23 protein-coding genes are annotated in these 18308 nt (G+C 38.9%); 18 read left to right on the top strand and 5 right to left on the bottom strand.

Features of this window, described 5'->3' with window-relative positions:
* The first annotated feature begins 25 nt into the window (after positions 1-25).
* The 3 genes from E2L03_RS15815 to E2L03_RS15805 are packed head-to-tail and all read left to right on the top strand — an operon-like array spanning position 26 to position 1171.
* On the top strand, positions 26-508 hold the full coding sequence (locus E2L03_RS15815) for a Na+/H+ antiporter subunit E (RefSeq protein ID WP_038483110.1): 483 nt from the start codon (positions 26-28) through the stop codon (positions 506-508).
* Positions 508-792, top strand: a complete 285-nt coding sequence (locus E2L03_RS15810; protein ID WP_038483107.1) for a Na(+)/H(+) antiporter subunit F1 — start codon at positions 508-510, stop codon at positions 790-792. The genes E2L03_RS15815 and E2L03_RS15810 overlap by 1 nt, the downstream gene beginning before the upstream one ends.
* The gene (locus tag E2L03_RS15805; protein WP_038483104.1) at positions 770-1171 is read left to right on the top strand and encodes a Na+/H+ antiporter subunit G; all 402 of its coding nucleotides are present in this window, start codon (positions 770-772) and stop codon (positions 1169-1171) included. Before E2L03_RS15810 ends, E2L03_RS15805 begins: the two co-directional genes overlap by 23 nt.
* Here E2L03_RS15805 and E2L03_RS15800 read toward each other — a convergent pair.
* Complete coding sequence (locus E2L03_RS15800) at positions 1168-2028, bottom strand: PRC-barrel domain-containing protein (RefSeq protein WP_134259620.1); 861 nt, start codon at positions 2026-2028, stop codon at positions 1168-1170. The two genes, E2L03_RS15805 and E2L03_RS15800, sit on opposite strands and share 4 nt — an antisense overlap.
* Before the next feature lie 118 nt (positions 2029-2146).
* Here E2L03_RS15800 and E2L03_RS15795 point away from each other — a divergent pair, with 118 nt between their 5' ends.
* From E2L03_RS15795 to E2L03_RS15770, 6 genes are all read left to right on the top strand, one after another.
* Complete coding sequence (locus E2L03_RS15795; protein ID WP_038483101.1) at positions 2147-2989, top strand: SDR family oxidoreductase; 843 nt, start codon at positions 2147-2149, stop codon at positions 2987-2989.
* Between the two features lie 125 nt (positions 2990-3114).
* Complete coding sequence (locus E2L03_RS15790; protein WP_038483099.1) at positions 3115-4083, top strand: sugar phosphate isomerase/epimerase family protein; 969 nt, start codon at positions 3115-3117, stop codon at positions 4081-4083.
* A 12-nt stretch (positions 4084-4095) separates the two neighbouring features.
* Positions 4096-5133, top strand: a complete 1038-nt coding sequence (locus E2L03_RS15785) for a Gfo/Idh/MocA family protein (RefSeq protein WP_038483096.1) — start codon at positions 4096-4098, stop codon at positions 5131-5133.
* Between the two features lie 17 nt (positions 5134-5150).
* Positions 5151-5888 (top strand): sugar phosphate isomerase/epimerase family protein, encoded by a 738-nt coding sequence (locus E2L03_RS15780; RefSeq protein ID WP_055736900.1) that lies wholly within the window; start codon positions 5151-5153, stop codon positions 5886-5888.
* 164 nt (positions 5889-6052) lie between these two features.
* A complete protein-coding gene (locus E2L03_RS15775) occupies positions 6053-7399 on the top strand; it encodes a dihydrolipoyl dehydrogenase family protein (protein ID WP_166740341.1) in 1347 nt (448 codons plus the stop codon).
* Positions 7380-8336, top strand: coding sequence for an MBL fold metallo-hydrolase (locus E2L03_RS15770; RefSeq protein WP_134259618.1), 957 nt, complete (start codon positions 7380-7382; stop codon positions 8334-8336). Before E2L03_RS15775 ends, E2L03_RS15770 begins: the two co-directional genes overlap by 20 nt.
* Positions 8337-8346: 10 nt before the next feature.
* Here E2L03_RS15770 and E2L03_RS15765 read toward each other — a convergent pair whose 3' ends face one another.
* Both E2L03_RS15765 and E2L03_RS15760 read right to left on the bottom strand, forming a co-directional pair.
* Positions 8347-8979 carry a YesL family protein gene (locus E2L03_RS15765; protein WP_051667623.1) on the bottom strand — a complete coding sequence of 211 codons (633 nt, stop codon included), beginning with the start codon at positions 8977-8979 and terminating at the stop codon, positions 8347-8349.
* Between the two features lie 83 nt (positions 8980-9062).
* Positions 9063-9371, bottom strand: a complete 309-nt coding sequence (locus tag E2L03_RS15760; protein ID WP_095150669.1) for a hypothetical protein — start codon at positions 9369-9371, stop codon at positions 9063-9065.
* Between the two features lie 261 nt (positions 9372-9632).
* Between E2L03_RS15760 and E2L03_RS15755 the strand changes: the two genes are divergently transcribed.
* Together E2L03_RS15755 and E2L03_RS15750 are read left to right on the top strand one after the other, a co-directional pair.
* Positions 9633-10400, top strand: a complete 768-nt coding sequence (locus E2L03_RS15755) for a M15 family metallopeptidase (protein ID WP_095150668.1) — start codon at positions 9633-9635, stop codon at positions 10398-10400.
* A 142-nt stretch (positions 10401-10542) separates the two neighbouring features.
* The gene (locus E2L03_RS15750; protein WP_038483078.1) at positions 10543-12462 is read left to right on the top strand and encodes an LTA synthase family protein; all 1920 of its coding nucleotides are present in this window, start codon (positions 10543-10545) and stop codon (positions 12460-12462) included.
* Between the two features lie 161 nt (positions 12463-12623).
* Here E2L03_RS15750 and E2L03_RS15745 read toward each other — a convergent pair whose 3' ends face one another.
* Together E2L03_RS15745 and E2L03_RS15740 are read right to left on the bottom strand one after the other, a co-directional pair.
* Entirely contained in the window at positions 12624-13235 is a 612-nt protein-coding gene (locus E2L03_RS15745) for a YitT family protein (protein WP_236702432.1), read from the bottom strand.
* 97 nt (positions 13236-13332) lie between these two features.
* Entirely contained in the window at positions 13333-14085 is a 753-nt protein-coding gene (locus tag E2L03_RS15740; RefSeq protein ID WP_038483076.1) for a rhomboid family intramembrane serine protease, read from the bottom strand.
* A 93-nt stretch (positions 14086-14178) separates the two neighbouring features.
* Here E2L03_RS15740 and acpS point away from each other — a divergent pair, with 93 nt between their 5' ends.
* From acpS to E2L03_RS15705, 7 genes are all read left to right on the top strand, one after another.
* A complete protein-coding gene (gene acpS, locus E2L03_RS15735; RefSeq protein WP_038483073.1) occupies positions 14179-14541 on the top strand; it encodes a holo-ACP synthase in 363 nt (120 codons plus the stop codon).
* A gap of 115 nt (positions 14542-14656) precedes the next feature.
* Entirely contained in the window at positions 14657-15679 is a 1023-nt protein-coding gene (locus tag E2L03_RS15730; protein ID WP_051667622.1) for a LolA family protein, read from the top strand.
* A 297-nt stretch (positions 15680-15976) separates the two neighbouring features.
* The gene (locus tag E2L03_RS20875; RefSeq protein WP_206698938.1) at positions 15977-16183 is read left to right on the top strand and encodes an antitoxin; all 207 of its coding nucleotides are present in this window, start codon (positions 15977-15979) and stop codon (positions 16181-16183) included.
* A 3-nt stretch (positions 16184-16186) separates the two neighbouring features.
* Positions 16187-16537 (top strand): type II toxin-antitoxin system PemK/MazF family toxin, encoded by a 351-nt coding sequence (locus E2L03_RS15720; RefSeq protein ID WP_035398813.1) that lies wholly within the window; start codon positions 16187-16189, stop codon positions 16535-16537.
* Between the two features lie 152 nt (positions 16538-16689).
* Positions 16690-17511: an RsbT co-antagonist protein RsbRA gene (gene rsbRA, locus E2L03_RS15715; RefSeq protein WP_134259617.1), complete on the top strand. Its 822-nt coding sequence runs from the start codon at positions 16690-16692 to the stop codon at positions 17509-17511.
* Positions 17512-17529: 18 nt separating this feature from the next.
* Positions 17530-17886, top strand: a complete 357-nt coding sequence (locus E2L03_RS15710) for an RsbT antagonist protein RsbS (RefSeq protein WP_035398810.1) — start codon at positions 17530-17532, stop codon at positions 17884-17886.
* 2 nt (positions 17887-17888) lie between these two features.
* Positions 17889-18305: an anti-sigma regulatory factor gene (locus E2L03_RS15705; RefSeq protein ID WP_035398808.1), complete on the top strand. Its 417-nt coding sequence runs from the start codon at positions 17889-17891 to the stop codon at positions 18303-18305.
* Positions 18306-18308: the final 3 nt, after the last annotated feature.

Raw genomic sequence — 18308 nt, 5'->3', positions numbered from 1 at the left:
TAAGTAAAAGAGGAGGTATGGATGGATGTTTGGCCAACTCTTATTAAATATTTTAATTGCCTTCTTGTGGGTCTTGCTACAAGATGAAGATACATTCGAATTTTCGACGTTCTTTGGCGGTTTTCTAATCGGTCTTGGGATTATTTATGTCATGAGAAGGTTCTTCTTTAAAGAATTCTATTTGAAACGTGCATATTCAGCATTTAAATTACTCTTGATCTTTAATCGTGAACTGATTAGTTCGAGTGTGTTAATTATTCGTCAAATCCTTTCACCGAAATTAAAGGTAACGCCAGGTATTTTCACATATGAGACAAAGTTAAAAGGAGACTGGGAAATTACCGCTCTTTCGCTTTTATTAATGCTTACACCTGGTTCAGTAGTTATTGAGATATCGCCATCAAATAACGTTTTCTACATCCATGCAATGGACGTTCCAGAATCAAAAAATGCTGTTTTGAGGGCATTGACCAAGTTTGAGAAAGCAATTATGGAGGTGACGCGTTAATGTTTCAAGTCCTATTAATTATTGCTTTGTTCCTTTTCGCTACTGCGATAGGTATTGCAGCATTTCGCATCATCAAAGGTCCAAGTATGCCAGATCGGGTTGTCGCTCTTGATGCCATCGGAGTAAACCTTATTTCAGTTGCTGCTGTTGTTTCAATTGTCTTAAATACACGAGCTTTTTTGGAAGTCATCTTGATTATTGGGATATTAGCGTTTATTAGTACCATTGCTTTCTCTAAGTTTATTGAGAGGGGGGTCATCATTGAACGCAAGCGCGACAGGTGAAGCGATCGGGGCCATTTTAATACTCGCTGGAGCGATTATGGCTGTTATTAGTGCAGTGGGTATTATTCGCCTTCCTGATGTATACACAAGGTCCCACGCAGGAACAAAAAGTGCGACATTAGCTGTGTTATTAACCTTAACCGGTACTTTCTTTTATTTTTGGTTAACGGATCAATATATCAGTATTCGATTAATTTTAGGGATTGTTTTTGTCTTTTTAACAGCACCAGTAGCAGGTCATTTAATTGCGCGAGCTGCATATCGCTCGAAAGTACCTCTAACAGAAACAAGTGTTGAAGACGAATTAAAAGACGTATTAGAGCAAGAAGATTATCATGACCCTACTAAAGGTCAAGAAGAGCAAAAAGAAGAAGGCTAGCGGCCTTCTTCTTTTTTGTCATGCCAGTAAGGGGTTAGATTGTAGTGCTCAAATATGGCTTGCTCTGTCCCTAGAGTAATGGTTTGATCAGTTGGGTGTTCTTCGGCTGATTCAATCTTATCTTTCTCAAGATCGATAATAAGGCTTTTATCAAACCATGCTACTTCTTTTATCGTCTGAACGGGAACGATAACAGGTTCTTTTTGCATAAACCCTCCAGTATCAATTACGATGTAGCGAACGCTCCAATTTCCACTTTCAATGGTTTGGTTATAATGGAGAACAAAATCCATGACTTTTCCTACTTGACCGCCTTTAGCGTGAACGTGATAGCCTTTTAGTTCGTCGAGGCTAAAAAGATGAACGTTTTCTTGCTGGTTCCGCTCGAGTTCTTGTTCCTCTGAACCGGTACGAACGGCATTCTTTATTCCTTCGATATTTTGGTTATCAGATGGTACAAATACGGGTGGCACAAGTGGAGCTCCTGCAGCAGTATGGGTTCCGTAGCCAGCTGCAACTGGATGAGCTGGGACGGCCCAATAAGTTGGCCAGCCATAGTGGTCACTTAATTCACGTTCGTACTGGCGATGGATAGGAGCAGTTTCATCAGGCTTAGGGCTATTTTTAATTTGTTCCTTTGTGGCATCGATGCTAATCTGTTTTTTTTCTTCGTCAATGGTTGTAAACGCATCCACATTTAAAAGAACTTTTCCACCGAAAAACCAGGTGCGAGTGTCACCGACAAAATAGCGAACATGTAAGGTATTGGAATCAATATAATAGTCGTCAAGCTGACCAAGTTCACCATCGGTAGCGTTCATCGTAAACGTACTTAATTTCTTTGCATGAATTAACATGTTCATACCTCCAGTATTGTAGTACTATTGCTATAACCGTTTTCAGAAAAGTAAAACCAGGACTTTTATAGTTTTGTTTTCAATAAAGGAAGGAATAACCTAAGTAGGAGGGATACACATGAAGGTTGCAGCAGTAACAGGAGCAAATTCTGGTATGGGCAAAAGTGTTGCGCTCGTTTTAGCGAATAGTGGGATGCACGTTGTGATGCTCTGTCGAAATGAAAAGCGAGGAAAAGAAGCGCTGTCTTATATAGAACAACATAAAAAAAATGGCAGTGTCGAACTACAACTATGCGATCTCGGCTCATTAAGTAGTGTCAAGCAAGCAGCTGAAGCACTAAAGCAGAAGCATTCTACAATTGACGTACTTATTAATAATGCGGGGGTTGTCTGTCCTAAGCGTCAGGAAACGGAAGATGGCTTTGAAATGCAAATGGGTGTAAATCATTTAGGTCACTTTTTGCTAACGAATCTTCTGCTAGACCACATTAAGCAGTCAAAAGATGGTCGCATTATTGTTGTATCTTCTGGTGCACATGAATGGGCTCATTTCTATGAAAAGGATCCTCATTTACACGAAGGATACAATGTTGCAAAAGGATATGGGCAATCGAAGCTTTGTAACTTATTGTTTGTAAATGAATTAAAAGAAAGGGTAGCAGGAACCAATGTATCGGTATTCGCTATGCATCCAGGTGCTGTTTCAACGAATTTAGGAGTTGATCGTGGGTCAGGTTTCGGTAAAGCGATCCATACATTACTTCGTCCATTCTTTTTAACACCTAGAGAAGGGGCTGATACGATGATTTATTTGGCTTTATCAGATAGAGTAAAAAAGGATGCGGGAAACTACTTTATTAAAAGAAAGGTGTCAAAACCCGCAAGAACAGCATTGAGTCGAGAAGTGGCGTTAAAGTGCTGGAGCTGGAGTGAGAAACAGACAGGTTTACATCAGTTGTGAGGACGGCTTTTGCTGTTTTCATAACTTTTTTTAAAAAGGGGGTTAAAAAACAGCCGTAAAAACAGTACAATAAAGAGGAATCTTACTAACGAAATATGAAATCGATTTCATAGGAGGAACTAAAAATGAAACTAGGTGTATTTACTGTTTTATTTTCTGAAAAGCCTTTTGAGGAAATGCTTGACCACGTAAAACAATTAGGGCTTGAAACAGTAGAGATTGGAACAGGGGGTTATCCTGGCACAGCCCATTGTAATCCTGCTGAGTTGTTAGAAGACGAAGCGAAATTGAAAGCGTTTAAAAAAGCAGTTGATGACCGTGGTTTAACTATATCTAGCTTAAGTTGTCACGGAAATGCCCTATCACCTGATGAAGCATTTGCAAAAGCATCCCATGAATCGTTTGTGCAGACGGTTAAATTAGCAAAGGCACTACAAGTTCCAACTGTTACAACATTTTCAGGAACACCAGGAGCTTACGAAGGAGATAAACAACCAAACTGGCCGGTTGCTGCTTGGCCGAATGAGTATGGTGACATCTTAAAATGGCAGTGGGAAGAAAAGTTAATTCCATACTGGAAAGAGATGGCAGCGTTTGCAGAAGAACATGGTGTTAAGATCGCTTTAGAATTACACGGAGGTTTCCTTGTGCATTCGCCTGCTACACTACTAAAACTACGCGAAGCGTGTGGCCCGGCAATTGGTGCAAATGTTGATCCAAGTCACTTATGGTGGCAGGGTATTGATCCAGTTGCGGCGATTAAAATTCTTGGGAAACAAGACGCTGTTCACTTCTTCCATGCAAAAGACACGTACATGGATCAAGACAATATGAACATGCATGGTGTTTTGGATATGCAATCCTATGCGAATCTTCAAGATCGCGCTTGGTATTTTAGATCGGTTGGATACGGACATGATTTAAAAACGTGGTCAGATATTATTAGTGCACTACGCTTAGTTGGATATGATGGTGCTATTAGTATTGAACATGAGGATGGATTAATGTCAATTGATGAAGGGTTCCAAAAAGCAGTTAGCAATTTACAACAAGTCTTAATGAAAGAGCCAGCTCCAAAGATGTGGTGGCTTTAAGGAGGAAACAACATGAATAAACCATTAAAAGTTGCGGTTATTGGCTGTGGATCCATTGCCATACACCGCCACGTACCAGAGTATGCTGCTAACCCAAACGTTGAATTGGTTGCCTTTTGCGATTTAAACAAAGAGGTCGCTCAAAGAATGGCTGATCAGTATGGCGTTACAAATGTCTTTACGTCTCACAAGGAGTTACTAGCGGAAGTTGATGTTGACGCTGTTAGTGTATGTACACAAAACGTTGACCATGCTAGTGTTTCCATTGATGCTGCAAATGCAGGTTGTCATGTATTATGTGAAAAGCCTATGGCTACTTCAATAGAAGAGGCACAGAACATGATTAAAGCTGCCAGTGAAAACAACGTTAAGCTAATGATTGGTCACAACCAACGGTTAATGCCACCTCATGTGAAGGCAAAGGAAATTTTATTGTCTGGAAAACTCGGTAAAACGCTGACGTTTAAAACAACGTTTGGACACGGTGGAGCAGACTCCTGGAGTATACAAGGAAAAGATACATGGTTTCTTAAAAAGGATAAAGCGTTTGTCGGTGCCATGGGCGATTTAGGTGTGCACAAAATCGACCTCATTCGTTGGTTATTAGGTGAAGAAGTATCTGAAGTGGCTGCATTCGTTAATACATTACATAAAGAAGCGGATGTTGATGACAATGCAACAACATTATTGAAAATGGAAAGCGGCGCTATTGGTACGATGGCAGCGAGCTGGACCTATTATAAAGGTGAAGATAATACGACAACGATTTATGGAGAAAACGGTGTTCTTGAGATTCGCGATCATCCAGAAGTCCAAGTCGTAGTAAAGCTAACAGACGGCAGTGTGGAACAGTACTCTGTTGGCGCAATTGCAACAAATGAAGCTGGTGGTCAAGTAGCCAGCGGTGTGATTGATGAGTTTGTAACGTCAATTATTGAGGATCGAGAGCCTGCCATAACAGGAGAAGAAGGAATGAAATCGTTACAAGTTGTTTTAGCAGCACTTCAATCATCGGAAACAAAAGCGTTTGTTGCAGTGAAAGAAGTCTAATAAGGAGGAATACTAACATGAATGTCGGACTGGCGTTGTATACATTACGAGATGAAATGGAAAAAGATTTTAAAGGAACCTTGGAAAAGGTTAAGCAAGTTGGCTATCAAGGCGTTGAGTTCGCAGGTTTTGGGGATCACTCTTCTAAAGAAGTGAAAGCGATGCTTGAAGAAATTGGCCTAGAGCCTTGGTCTAGTCATGTCCCTCTTGAGAAGCTGCGTAACGAGTTACAGAGCGTTATCACGTATCATAAAGAAGTAGGCATACCTCATATTGTTTGCCCGTATTTAACAGAAGAAGAGCGTCAAACGAAAACAAATTACTTTGATCTGGCGGAAGAACTTGAGGAAATTGGTAATCAGGTTAGAGAAGCAGGAATGGTATTGTTGTACCATAACCATGATTTTGAATTTGATACGTTTGACGATGAATTTGGGTTGGACATATTGTTGCGCAATACTCGCACGTGCAATATGGCTCTTGAATGTGACACCTTTTGGGTTGAATATGCTGGCCATAAGGCAACGGAGTATTTAGCCGTCCATGAAAATCGTGTCCCTATTATCCATGTAAAAGATATGAAAGATGGAGAAATCCCTTTTGCTGAAGTAGGAGAAGGAAAGCTTGATATTAAAGGAATTATTGAAGCGGCAAAAGCGGTCGGAACAAAATACTTCATCGTTGAGCAAGATGTGAGTGAGCGATCACCGCTTGAAAGCATAGAAATTAGTTTTAAAAATATCCAGTCTTTGTAGTAGAAAACAGGTAAGAAGCTTCTGACTTCTTACCTGTTTTTTTGTTATGTGAAAGAGGGATCATGAGCACAATAAGGGAACGTAAGTTTATATTCTATGCATCAATCCTCTGTTTTTTTATAAAGGTATTAGGGAATAAGAAGGCTAACAGAGGAGGAGTTAAGATGGTACAAGCCTATGATGTTATCATTATTGGAAGCGGGCCGGCAGCAATGGCCGCAGCCTTTCCGTTAGCAGAAGCGACTAAGCGTGTTGCTGTTATAGAAGGTAACCGTTTTGGAGGAACGTGTCCCAATTTCGGATGTGACCCTAAAAAAATGCTATACACGCGAAGTGAAGCAGCATGGCAAGCTGGGAAATTAAGAGGTACCGGTATAGAAGGAACGATTTCCTTTAACTGGGAAGATGCGATGAAAGAAAAAAACACATATACAGATTCTGTTTATCAAGAGATTGAACAATCGTTGAAAAAAGCCAACATCGATACGTATCACGGTTATGCGTCTTTTATTAACGAAGAAACTGTGCAAGTTGACCATATTACTTTATCAGCCACAACGTTCATTATTGCAACTGGGCTTATGCCATCCCCTCTACCGTTTAAAGGGGCCGAGACCCTTCTAACAAATGAAGCGTTTTTAAATCTTCCTTCATTACCGAAGTCAATTGCTTTCATCGGTGGAGGTTACATTTCATTTGAGTTCGCTCACCTCGCAGCTCGAGCAGGTGCGAACGTTCATATTATTGATTCTGGTCATCGTGGTTTAAAAGCATTTGATCAAGATCATGTCCAAGCTTTAATAAAACAATCAGAAGCACTTGGCATTACATTTCATTGGAATGAGGAAATTTCAAGCATTGAATCAAACGCTCATGATGTCACAATAAAAACAGATAAGCAAACACTTACTGTTGACAAAGCCGTTCATGGTGCTGGACGAACGCCGAATATAAAGAAATTAAATCTCGAAGCCGCTAATATTCATTATGATGAAGCAGGTATTCATGTTAACAACACGTTGCAAAGTATTTCAAATCCACGAGTGTATGCAGCGGGTGATGTAACCGCAACCCACTCATTACCACTTACACCGTTATCAAGTCATGAAGGTTCAGTTGTTGTACACAATATTTTAGAGGAACAAAAGCAAACTCTTCAACAAGGGGCAATGCCATCTGTTGTTTTCACAATACCGAAGCTAGCTAAAGTTGGGAAAACAAAGGAACTGCTTGATCAGGAGGGGATAGCGTACGATGTTAAAAACACAACGATGACAGATTGGCTAACGTATTCAATGATAAAAGAAGATCAAGCTTTAGCAAAAGTGTATGTTTGTAAAAAGACTGGAAAAATTCTAGGTGCTGACTTTTTGACCATTTATGCAGATCAATGGATCAATTTACTTTCACTTGCTATTCAGTTAGAGTTAACGACAGAACAGCTCACCTCAGTTCACTATACGTATCCATCTGTTTTAGGTGATAGTGGGAATGTACTGCCAATTAAATAAAGTAGGTGTTGGTGAGTTGAAAAAACAAAGGTTTGAAAATCTAAATGGTGTGCAGAATCAACATGGAGTAAGGGATTTTATAAATTGGTATCGAGAACGAATGAGCAAGAAAAAAGACTTAAGGAAGACAATCGCTGTTGAGCACCAGCCAGATTATCGTAACATCCATAATGCCAACGTAGATAGTCTATCATGGATAGGCCATGCGACGTTTTTCATCCGTATAAATGGACTAACTGTTGTAACGGACCCTGTTTGGACGAATTTTATGGGTACAACGAAGCGAAATGTGCCGGTTACGATTCCTATTGATCATTTACCAGAAATAGATGTTGTCCTTATTTCACACGGTCATTATGATCATTTGCATCTCCCATCATTACGAAATTTACCTGGTGATCCACTTTTTTTAATACCTAAAGGGTTAAAGGCTTTTATGAAGAAGAGAGGGTTTTTAGAAGATCGGCTGATAGAATTAGATTGGTGGCAACATTATTGCATTCAAAACGTTACGTTTACATTTGTACCAGCACAACATTGGGTGAAGCGAGGCTTATTTGACACGAATACTTCACGGTGGGGTGGTTGGGTCTTAGAGTCTACAGATCAATCGCTCTACTTTGCTGGAGATAGTGGTTATTTTGAAGGATTCAAACAACTACAAAGCGTAAAAAGAATCAATTATGCATTAGTTCCAATTGGTGCCTATGAACCTGAGTGGTTTATGGAGCTTGATCATATGAACCCGGAACAAGCAGTACAAGCTTTTATTGATTTAGGAGCTAGCCATATGGTGCCGATGCACTATGGAACCTTTCGACTTGCAGATGATACGGGACCAGAAGCTCTCGAACGGTTTGAACAAGCATGGGAAGAACAAGGATTAGCTGCAAAGAAAAAAAGCGTCCTACCAATTGGCGGTACGCTTTGTCTATAAACCACTGCTATTAAGCTGCCTGACTTTTTTGTTTTTCTTCATTTCGAATAAATCCAGTGTGAGAAAACCACATCAGCAAGAAGACGGGTATCGAGACTCCGAAAAACGGAAGAACACCTGGAAATTGAAACATTAAAAAGACAACACCAGCACAACTGATGAGCATGCCAATACTTAAAAACGGTCGCACAACCGTATGTAAAGCGGCATGCTTTAACAATTTAAAGACGGGAAGTTCGTAGTGAACGAACGCACTAAAAGCATAGAAGCAGGTGAGAATATAAATAAACGTCAAAATGAGCAAAGGGAACGCTAATAGCTGTACGTAAGGATTAGTCGACTGATAAATAAAAACGAGATCAATATATAGCACGAAGCCGATAATCGCTAAGCACAGACCCATTATTTGAACTTTCAAATAATCCTTTTTAAAATAGTGAACAAACGTTTTAAAAATTGGAAGATCTGTCTCGCCTCGAATCCATTGTCTTGTTACTGCAAATGCAGCTTGAGTAGCTGGAAATAAGCCTCCAACAACAAGTCCCCCTACAGTAAATAGAATCCAAAGTAAATTAATGGCTGCTAATCGCATAATCCATTCAGCGATACGGTAGACGCCACCCATAAGTCCATTCATTTCCATCTGAAGAACCACCTCTTTATTTGTGAAAGCGTTATCGTTATTGTATCACAAAAAAAGAGCGCGTACGCGCTCTTTTCGCTCTTTTATTTCAAGTCTTTGACAACCTCTTTCGTTTCCACCGTTCCAAGGTCATAAATAATCGTATAGAGTTCTTGAAGTTCGTTATCGGTCATTTCTTTGTCTTCATCGGCTTTTTTTTCTTGAAAAGGACGTTGAAATATTTCTTCTTGGCGAAAATCTTCAGACTTTACTTGCTCAATAATTGCTTGGATGCGGTCAACTTCTTCTTGGTTCGCATAAATTTCGTACTGAATGGTATTATCAGGTATTTTTTCTTTTGCAATTTTCATCATAGCCATATCAACGGTTACATAAAAACGCTCTCGTTTCATTATACTTCACCTCATTTTTACTAGTTGTTTCAATTCTTTACCCTTTTTCCTTTGCACCTACACATAAAAGAAGAGGTTTAGGGTTTAAAAACAAGGGTATCGAAAGGAAAAGCCGATTCCCTTAAACTGGCTAAAAAATCAACCTCGATCTCTTCATAAAGTCGTTTCTTCATGCATATCCTAGATAGAATAATATGGTGGACAAGATTGAAAAAACCCAAGAAGTCCTTTACTATTAGACGATAAGAATAGAGAGCAAGGATGAGTGGGATGAAAAATTATTGGATACCTGCAGTCGTTTTTAGTGCTGTATTAGCAGGGTGTTCTTCTTCACAAGAAGAGGCAGAGCAAGTGATTGAAGAAGAAGAAAAACCGCCAGAAGCGGAACTTGTTGAAGGCGATAACCGTATAATTGAATTAAATGAAGTGATTACTGTACAAGGTGATCCGATTATACAAAACCCGGACAATATTGAAGCGAATGTAAATTTAAACAATCGCTTACCAGTTGATTATGAGCCAGCTGATTTGGTCGTTCCTGATGTTCGAAGACCGTATGAAGGTATACAAGAGCGTTCGTATTTACGAGAAGAAGCAGCAGATGCCCTTGAACAACTCTTCTATGAAGCTGAATTGGATGGACATATCCTTTATGCAAACTCAGGATTTCGCTCGTTTGAACGCCAATATGAATTGTTTAAAAATCAACAAATTCAAAGTGGGCTTGACCAAACGTTGGTTGCACAACCTGGTTTTAGTGAACATCAAACCGGTTTAGCAATGGACGTTTCGTCTTCTAGTGTAAATTTCGGTTTGACAGAGACTTTTGGAGATACAGAAGAGGGTATTTGGGTTGAGGAAAATGCTCATTTATTTGGCTTTATTGTACGTTACCCAGAAGGGAAGCAAGACATAACAGGTTATAGTTATGAGCCATGGCATTTACGCTATGTAGGCACCATTGCCAATGAAATATACGAACAAGGCGTTTCATACGAAGAATTTATTGAAAATGTAAAGAAAATGTAAAACCAGTGTGAAAATTTCTTATGTCCGTGGAATGGTATTCAAGGTGAATGAATTTTGATAAACTTATTCTTTGTAGAACCCAACAACTAGATAAAAAAAGAAAATAAGGGTCACACTCGTGTTATGAGAGGAGACTAACGATATGACCAAGATTAAAGCGGGCTTTAGACGATTAAAGTTTTTTTGGCTTGCCGTCGTTCTATTGTCGCTAACAACGTATATTCTCTATAAAATATCATTTACAATTCCAACTGAGAATATGATGCAAGAGTTTTTATTGTTTATAAACCCGATTAGTTCATCCATACTCCTTTTAGCTATTGCCTTACTATTTAAGAATCGAGCACGGAATATTATGATCGTTGTGCTTTCTTTTATTGGTTCTTTTATTTTGTACGGTAATCTAATGTTTTATCGTTTTTATTCAGACTTTTTAACATTACCTGTATTGTTCCAAACAAATAATATGCAAGATTTATCATCAAGTGTATTTGAATTAATGAACATTTGGGATCTCTTTATTTTCTCAAATGTATTTATTCTTGCTTATTTTGTGTTTAGACAAAAAGTGCCTGTCGTTGGACGTTTAAAGCGTGAACCAATTTTGTTGTTCTCTCTTTCAATTCTTCTTTTTTTAGGGAATTTAACATTAGCTCAAACGGAAAGACCGCAGCTTTTAACACGTTCGTTCGATCGTGATATGTTAGTCAAAAACATTGGTGTGTTTAATTTTCATTTGTATGATGTGTTTTTGCAGTCACAGTCAAGGGCTCAGCGTGTTCTAGCTGATAGCTCGGATATAGTTGAAGTTCAAAACTATGTACAAGCAAACCATAAAGAACCTGATGCTGATATGTTTGGTACAGCGGAAGGCAAAAATGTCTTTATGATTTCGTTAGAATCGTTGCAGTCCTTTGTTATTGATAATGATTTAAATGGAGAAGAAATTACGCCATTTTTAAATGAACTAAAGGAGAATAGTTATTACTTTGAGAATTTTTATCACCAAACCGAACAAGGGAAAACGTCTGATTCAGAATTCATTGTAGCAAATTCAATGTTTGGGCGTAGTAGTGGTGCTGTTTTCTTTACTCACGCACAAAATGAATACAATGCAACCCCAAATATCTTAGGAGAAAATGGCTATTATACGTCTGTTATGCATGCAAATAATCGGTCATTCTGGAATCGAGATATTGTGTATGATTCGCTTGGGTACGATAAATTTTATGATGTAGAATACTATGATGTAACGGAAGAGAATTCAATTGGTTGGGGATTAAAAGACCGTGAATTCTTTGAACAGTCCATTGAGCATTTACAAGAGCAACCGAATCCGTTCTACACAACATTTATTACATTAACAAACCATTTTCCGTTTGAATTAGAGGAAGAGGATAAAATGATCGCGGAAGGGGAATTCAGAAGCGGGACTTTAAACCGTTATTTCCCAACAGTTCGTTATATGGATTACGCGGTAGAACAATTCTTTAACGACATTAAAGAAGCTGGCTTGTATGAGGATTCTATTTTTATTTTATATGGGGATCACTATGGAATTTCTACAAATCATAACGGATCCATGGCTGAGTATTTAGGTAAAGAAGAAATTACGCCTTTTGATACAATTCAATTACAACGTGTACCGTTGTTTATTCACATACCTGGTCATGAAGGTGAAACGATTGATACAGTTGGTGGACAAATTGATATTCAACCAACGCTTATGCATTTGCTAGGTATGAATACCAAGGAAGATATTCAATTTGGTTCAGATTTGTTTGCTCCTGAAAGAGATTCGTTTGCTGTTTTGCGGAACGGTTCATTTATAACAGACGATGTTGTTTGGACGAATAACACTTGCTATAACAAAGAGACAGGAGAACCGATTGAAGACGAAGAGGGAGTAGACGCGTGTGGTGAATACGCTGAACGTGCCACGTCTGATCTTGAATACTCTGATAAAGTTATTTACGGCGATTTATTACGTTTCTTTGAGCCAAATAACGAAAACCTCACAGATGATGAAAACAGTCAAAATGAGAACGAAGAAGATGAATAAAAAAAGCCGTCGCAATTGCGACGGCTTTTTTGTACAATATGGTTTGAAAAGAGGTGTTGTTAAATGAAGAAAAGTAATCGATTTTGGTTTATTCTCATTGCTAGCATAGCAGTAGTATACGGTGCACTGTATTGGATTTTTTCAGGTGATTTGCAGTTTCCTTAAATACGTAAAGGTGGTCTCGGGTGTGCGTTTACTCCTCCAGCGGCTGTAATAACGGTTGTTGCGGTACCTGTGGCAATTACAGCAATCGTAGACAAAATAATTTCATCAACTGTAATGACGGGTATACCGGCGACAACTGCGGCGAGATCAAAGCCAACAATGAGGACACCAACATTCCAAGTGGTCTTCGCTGAAATCATTTGTGCTAGAAGGTCAAAGCCGCCTGTACTAATATCGAGCAAAAACATAATGCCTGCACCAACACCGAGCATCAAACCACCGAGTATAGCACTAGTTAATGGACCCAGTAAAGGTGTTTCAGGAATAAATGCAGCGAAGAAATCGATCATAAGAGATGAAACAATGACACCTGCCAATGAATTGAAAAAAAATGGTCGATAATACATCCATGCTAAAATATAAATAGGGATACTGACTACGATGATCGTCATTCCCACTGGAACGTTCCACAAATAGTGGGCAATTAATCCGACTCCAATTATGCCGCCATCTAAAAGATGATAAGACACAAAGAAGAAATTAATCCCTACACTTATTAGAAGACAGCCTAAAAATAACACGAGTACATAACGTAATCCTTTTCCCACTTTATCACCCTCACACAACAATTAGCCAAGCTCATCTATACATATGCGGACAACTCTATGTCTATGCTGATCCGTGTGTGTGAGGAATGCGGGATGATTACTGAGGAAGGGACTGCAAGAAGACAAACCCTAAAAATAAAATAATACCTAGAATAAGAAGTGCTTTTTTTATTTTTCGATTACGTTCACGGTTTTTCCAGCGATCTGGATTAAACGAAACTTCATCATCATCAAAATAAGCTTTTCGAGTGCGTGTTCGATAGATAAATGGCGTTGATGCGCCTTTTAAAAACAACGGTGCAAGTAAACCACCGGATACAAGACCAAAAATATGACCAGTTATGCTTATACTAGGGTTGAGGAAGGTCATAATAACGCCAATAATAACAAGAGGCACGATAATTTGAGACGTTTGTCTACTAATGAGATCTTCACGATACAAGTAAATGAACAAGTAAACGCCGAATAAGCCATAAATAGAGCCTGAAGCACCAAGATGCATGTAATAGCTGTGTTGCAAATAAAAGGTAACAATGTTTGCTAAAATACCAGGTAGTAGAAACAGTAAAACGAATTTCCATTTCTTTATCATTGATTCGAGTGCCGGTCCGAAAATGAGCAGTGCGCCCATATTAAAAGCAAGGTGAAAAAGGTCGTTATGGAGAAAAATAGGGGTGATGAGCCTCCAATACTCTCCATATTCAATCGCTAAATTAAAACCAACCCCTCTTTCACGAATAATAGGAAAGATCATCATCAAAATAAAAATAAGTAGGTTTAACGCAATAATGGTTGTGACAACCGGATAATTTCTCGTATAGGAAGAAAAAGTTTCATTTCTAAAAAACATAGGCAAGCTCCTTTTACATAAAATCGTCATCCTTATCCTATTGCTATTATACCAGTTTCATTCTAAGACCAACACAAAGAAGGGGTGCAAAAAATGATCATCGGAACAGGCATCGACATTATTGAGATTGATCGTATACGAAAGCTAGTGCTCCGTCATCCAGAGCGTTTTATTGAACGTATTTTAACCAAGCAAGAATATAAGCGAATTGCTACTGCCGGTGAAACGAGAAAAATTGAATATCTTGCTGGACGGTTTGCTGCAAAAGAAGCATATGCTAAAGCTGTTGGTTCTGGAATAGGGCGTCATCTCTCTTTTCAAGACATCGAAATTTTAGCAAGTGAGACAGGAAAGCCTGAGATTTGGTTTAAACAACAAAAAAAAAATAAATGCCATTTATCCATTACTCATTCGAAAGAATACGCCTTTGCTCAAGTCATTCTCGAAGATTTCTAAAAACTTGTCACGACTTGTCTGCATATTGCTTGGACCCCGCTCATATAGTTTACAGCAACAGGGGTATTGGATTTTGTCCAATCGCCGAATGTGAGCTGAAGGGGTGAATGGTAAGATGAGAAAAAAGATGTGGCTTTCACTAGTGGCTGCTTTTATGGTGGTCATTTTAGTAGGGTGTGGAGAGAAATCGCAAGAAGATGTATTGAATGACGTTGATAAGGCGTTGGAAGAAACAACAAGCTACACATCAAAAGCAACGATGCAGCTAGCAACAGGACAAGAGCCGCAAACATATGACGTCGAAGTCATGCAAAAAGATCAATCGTATTACAAGGTGGACTTAAAGAATACAACCAACGATCAAAGCCAAATTATTTTAAAAAATGATGAGGGTGTCTTTGTTCTTACACCTGCTTTAAACAAAGTGTTTCGCTTTCAAAGCGACTGGCCAAAAACAAGCAGTCAAGCGTATTTGTATGAATCGTTGTTAAAAGACATTAGCCTAGGTGCTGACATGGAATTTTCACAAGACGATGACTTTTATATTTTTAAGACGGCAACCATGTACCAAAATAAGAATCTAAATAGCCAAGAAATCCGTTTACACAAAAAGGATTTGAAGCCGGCTTCAGTTAAGATTATGGACGCAGATGAAAAAGTACTTGTAGATTTAACGTTCACGGAATTTGAAAAAAATCCTACTGTTGCAGCAGAAGAATTTGAAACAGAAAAAGTCATGACAGGTGCCCAAATGTCAGAGCCGACGATGGCTGATCCTGATGAAGAGTTAAATGAAGAGTTCCGCATTTACTACCCAGAATTTGTTCCAGATGGTATTAATGATCAGCCAGAAGAGGATCAAGTCGAGACAGGCGATCGTACGACATTTGTACAACAATATACAGGTGATAAGTCGTTTACACTCATTCAAGAGCAAGCGCAAGTCGTTCCTGCATCTACTCCGCAGAATCTAGTGTCGGCGAAAGTAGTCGATCTCGGCTTTGCTGTAGGAATTCAAGTGAATGATACCATTATGTGGTCCCATAATGGTTCAGATTTCTCCTTATTATCACAAGATATGGAGATGGATGAGCTGATTGAAGTAGCACGTTCGGTTGTAGCTGTTGGCGAGAAGTAATTGACCACTTATGAAGATCGTGAAAACGACCAGGTGTGGAGGAGACTCTATGCCTGGTTGTTTCTCTGTTTTCTGGCTTTTTTTACGGAAGACATCTAAATGTTTGGTTCACTGCATAGATTAACAAGAGTGGGTAAAGATAGGCTTAAGATAAACGTGATGTCCGTTGAAATTACACGATTACTCATCTTTTTTAAAAAGAGGCTTTGCAAAGTAATGGTGGGGATGCTATGATGAAACATGTATATTACTTGAGTTGGAAATGGACTAATTCGGCTGTCTTAAGCCATACACTGATTGAATGAGGTGGACATTGTGCTTGAACAAGAAAAATGGAATGATCCAAGATTAAAAGACCGTGCTGAACTAAAGGCTGAAATTCGCGAATCGATGCAACAAGGCTATATGGAAATGGCAAAGATTAATCTAACCATTGCATCTGAAGCTTTTCTTGCTGAGGAGGAAGCTAATCATACGCTGACACGTCTCGTTAGCGGGGTGTAGCCTTTGATAGTGAAACGGGGAGATGTCTATTTTGCTGATCTATCTCCAGTTGTAGGATCAGAACAAGGTGGGGTACGACCAGTTCTCATCATTCAAAATAACATTGGAAATCGATTTAGTCCTACGGTAATTGTTGCAGCGATAACGGCACAAATACAAAAAGCTAAATTACCTACGCATGTTGAAATTAATGCAAGCAAGTACGGATTTGATCGAGATTCTGTTATTTTACTTGAGCAGCTTCGAACAATAGATAAACAAAGATTGACAGATAAAATTACGCACTTAGATGAAAAGATGATGCAGTCGGTAGACAAGGCATTGACAATTAGTTTAGGATTAATTGATTTTTAACCCCTCTCGCTGAAAAGGGGTTTTTTTTATGTCTAAAAAGCTGGATCAGCAAAAATTAGTCGACGATTCCCAAATATAATTCTTTGCAACCAAACGAAACTCATGAAATAATAGGGGTAAGGATGTTTTTAGTGGGAGGAGGAGACAAGGCGATGCAGTCCTATATTGTCTCGTATCTAAAGAAGAATAGGGGTAAACTACTCGATGATTGGGGAAAGAAGCTAGCGGAACTTCGATCTGAAAACTACTTACAATCCCTTACCGATAAATCATTTCATGAGACGAATCAAGAGTTTCTAGACTTAATGCTGGAAACAGCCGACGAGCGCAACGACAAATTAAATAATAATAAAATTAATAATTACGTTCTTCGCTATATCCAAAATGGGGGTACTCTTCATTTTTTGTCTCAATCCATTCAACTACTTCGAAAAGCGTGTCAAACACTCGTTCTCGAATCAGAGTTTGAAAAAAAAGAAGCGCTTGAGTTTTTAATTGAACTTGATGAGTGGATTGATAAACGGATGAATCGAATTGTTAAAGATTATTCGGAAGCATGGGAAAAAACGATTGAACTTCAAAAACTCTCTTTGTTAGAGTTATCTGCACCCCTAATCCCTGTCTTTGAAGGCATAACCGTCATGCCCCTCATTGGTAGTATTGATACAGCCAGGGCGCGACTGATTATGGAAAACCTTTTAGAGGGTGTTATAGAAAACCGTTCAAAAGTCGTATTAATAGATATTACAGGTGTCCCTGTTGTAGATACAATGGTAGCGCATCATATTATTGAAGCATCAGAAGCTGTACGACTTGTAGGTACTAAGTGTATACTTGTAGGAATTCGACCTGAAATCGCACAAACCATTGTTAATTTAGGTATTGATTTAACGAAATTCCCTACAAAGAGTACATTACGAAAAGGCGTTGTTACCGCTTTAGAACTAACTGGGAAACAATTAACGGATATGTAATTGGAAGGAGAATGGAATATGAGAATTCCAATTCTGAAATTGAATCAGTATTTGTTAATTAGTATACAAACCGAACTTGATGATCAAACCGCTCTTCAATTTCAAGAAGATTTATTAGGTAAAATTCATGAGGAAGGCTCTAACGGTGTTGTTATCGATTTAACAAGTGTTGATATGATTGACTCTTTTATTGCAAAGGTTTTAGGTGATGTAGTTGATATGTCAAGTTTAATGGGGGCAAGAGTCGTACTAACAGGTATTCGACCTGCTGTTGCGATTACTCTTATTGACATGGGAATTAAATTAGAGGGCGTATCAACTGCTCTGGACCTTGAACAAGGACTCGCAAGTTTGCAACAGGAATTGGAGGGTTAAGTATGGATAATCTCCAATCCGCTGTTGAAGTAAATAATGAGTGGGGTATTGTGGCAGCTAGACAAGCAGGACGTGACCTGTCTCGCCAAATTGGTTTTGGCAATGTCGATCAAGCGCGCATTACAACAGCTATCTCTGAATTAGCACGGAATATCTATTTATACGCAAACCGAGGAGAAATCATCCTTGAAATTGTGGAAGATTTAAACAACGCTAGACCGCGTAAAGGAATTCGTGTAACAGCGAAAGACGAAGGACCAGGTATACAAAATATTCGACAAGTGATGGTTGATGGATTCACAACTTCTAGCGGCTTAGGTGCGGGTTTGCCTGGCGTGAAACGATTAATGGATGAATTCACCATTGATTCTGAGGTAGGAGTGGGCACGACAATCACCGCGACAAAATGGACAAGATAAGGA

Source organism: Shouchella oshimensis (assembly GCF_004375095.1).
GTDB classification, from domain to species: domain Bacteria; phylum Bacillota; class Bacilli; order Bacillales; family Bacillaceae_D; genus Shouchella; species Shouchella oshimensis.
This window is presented reverse-complemented; position numbering and strand designations above follow the sequence as displayed.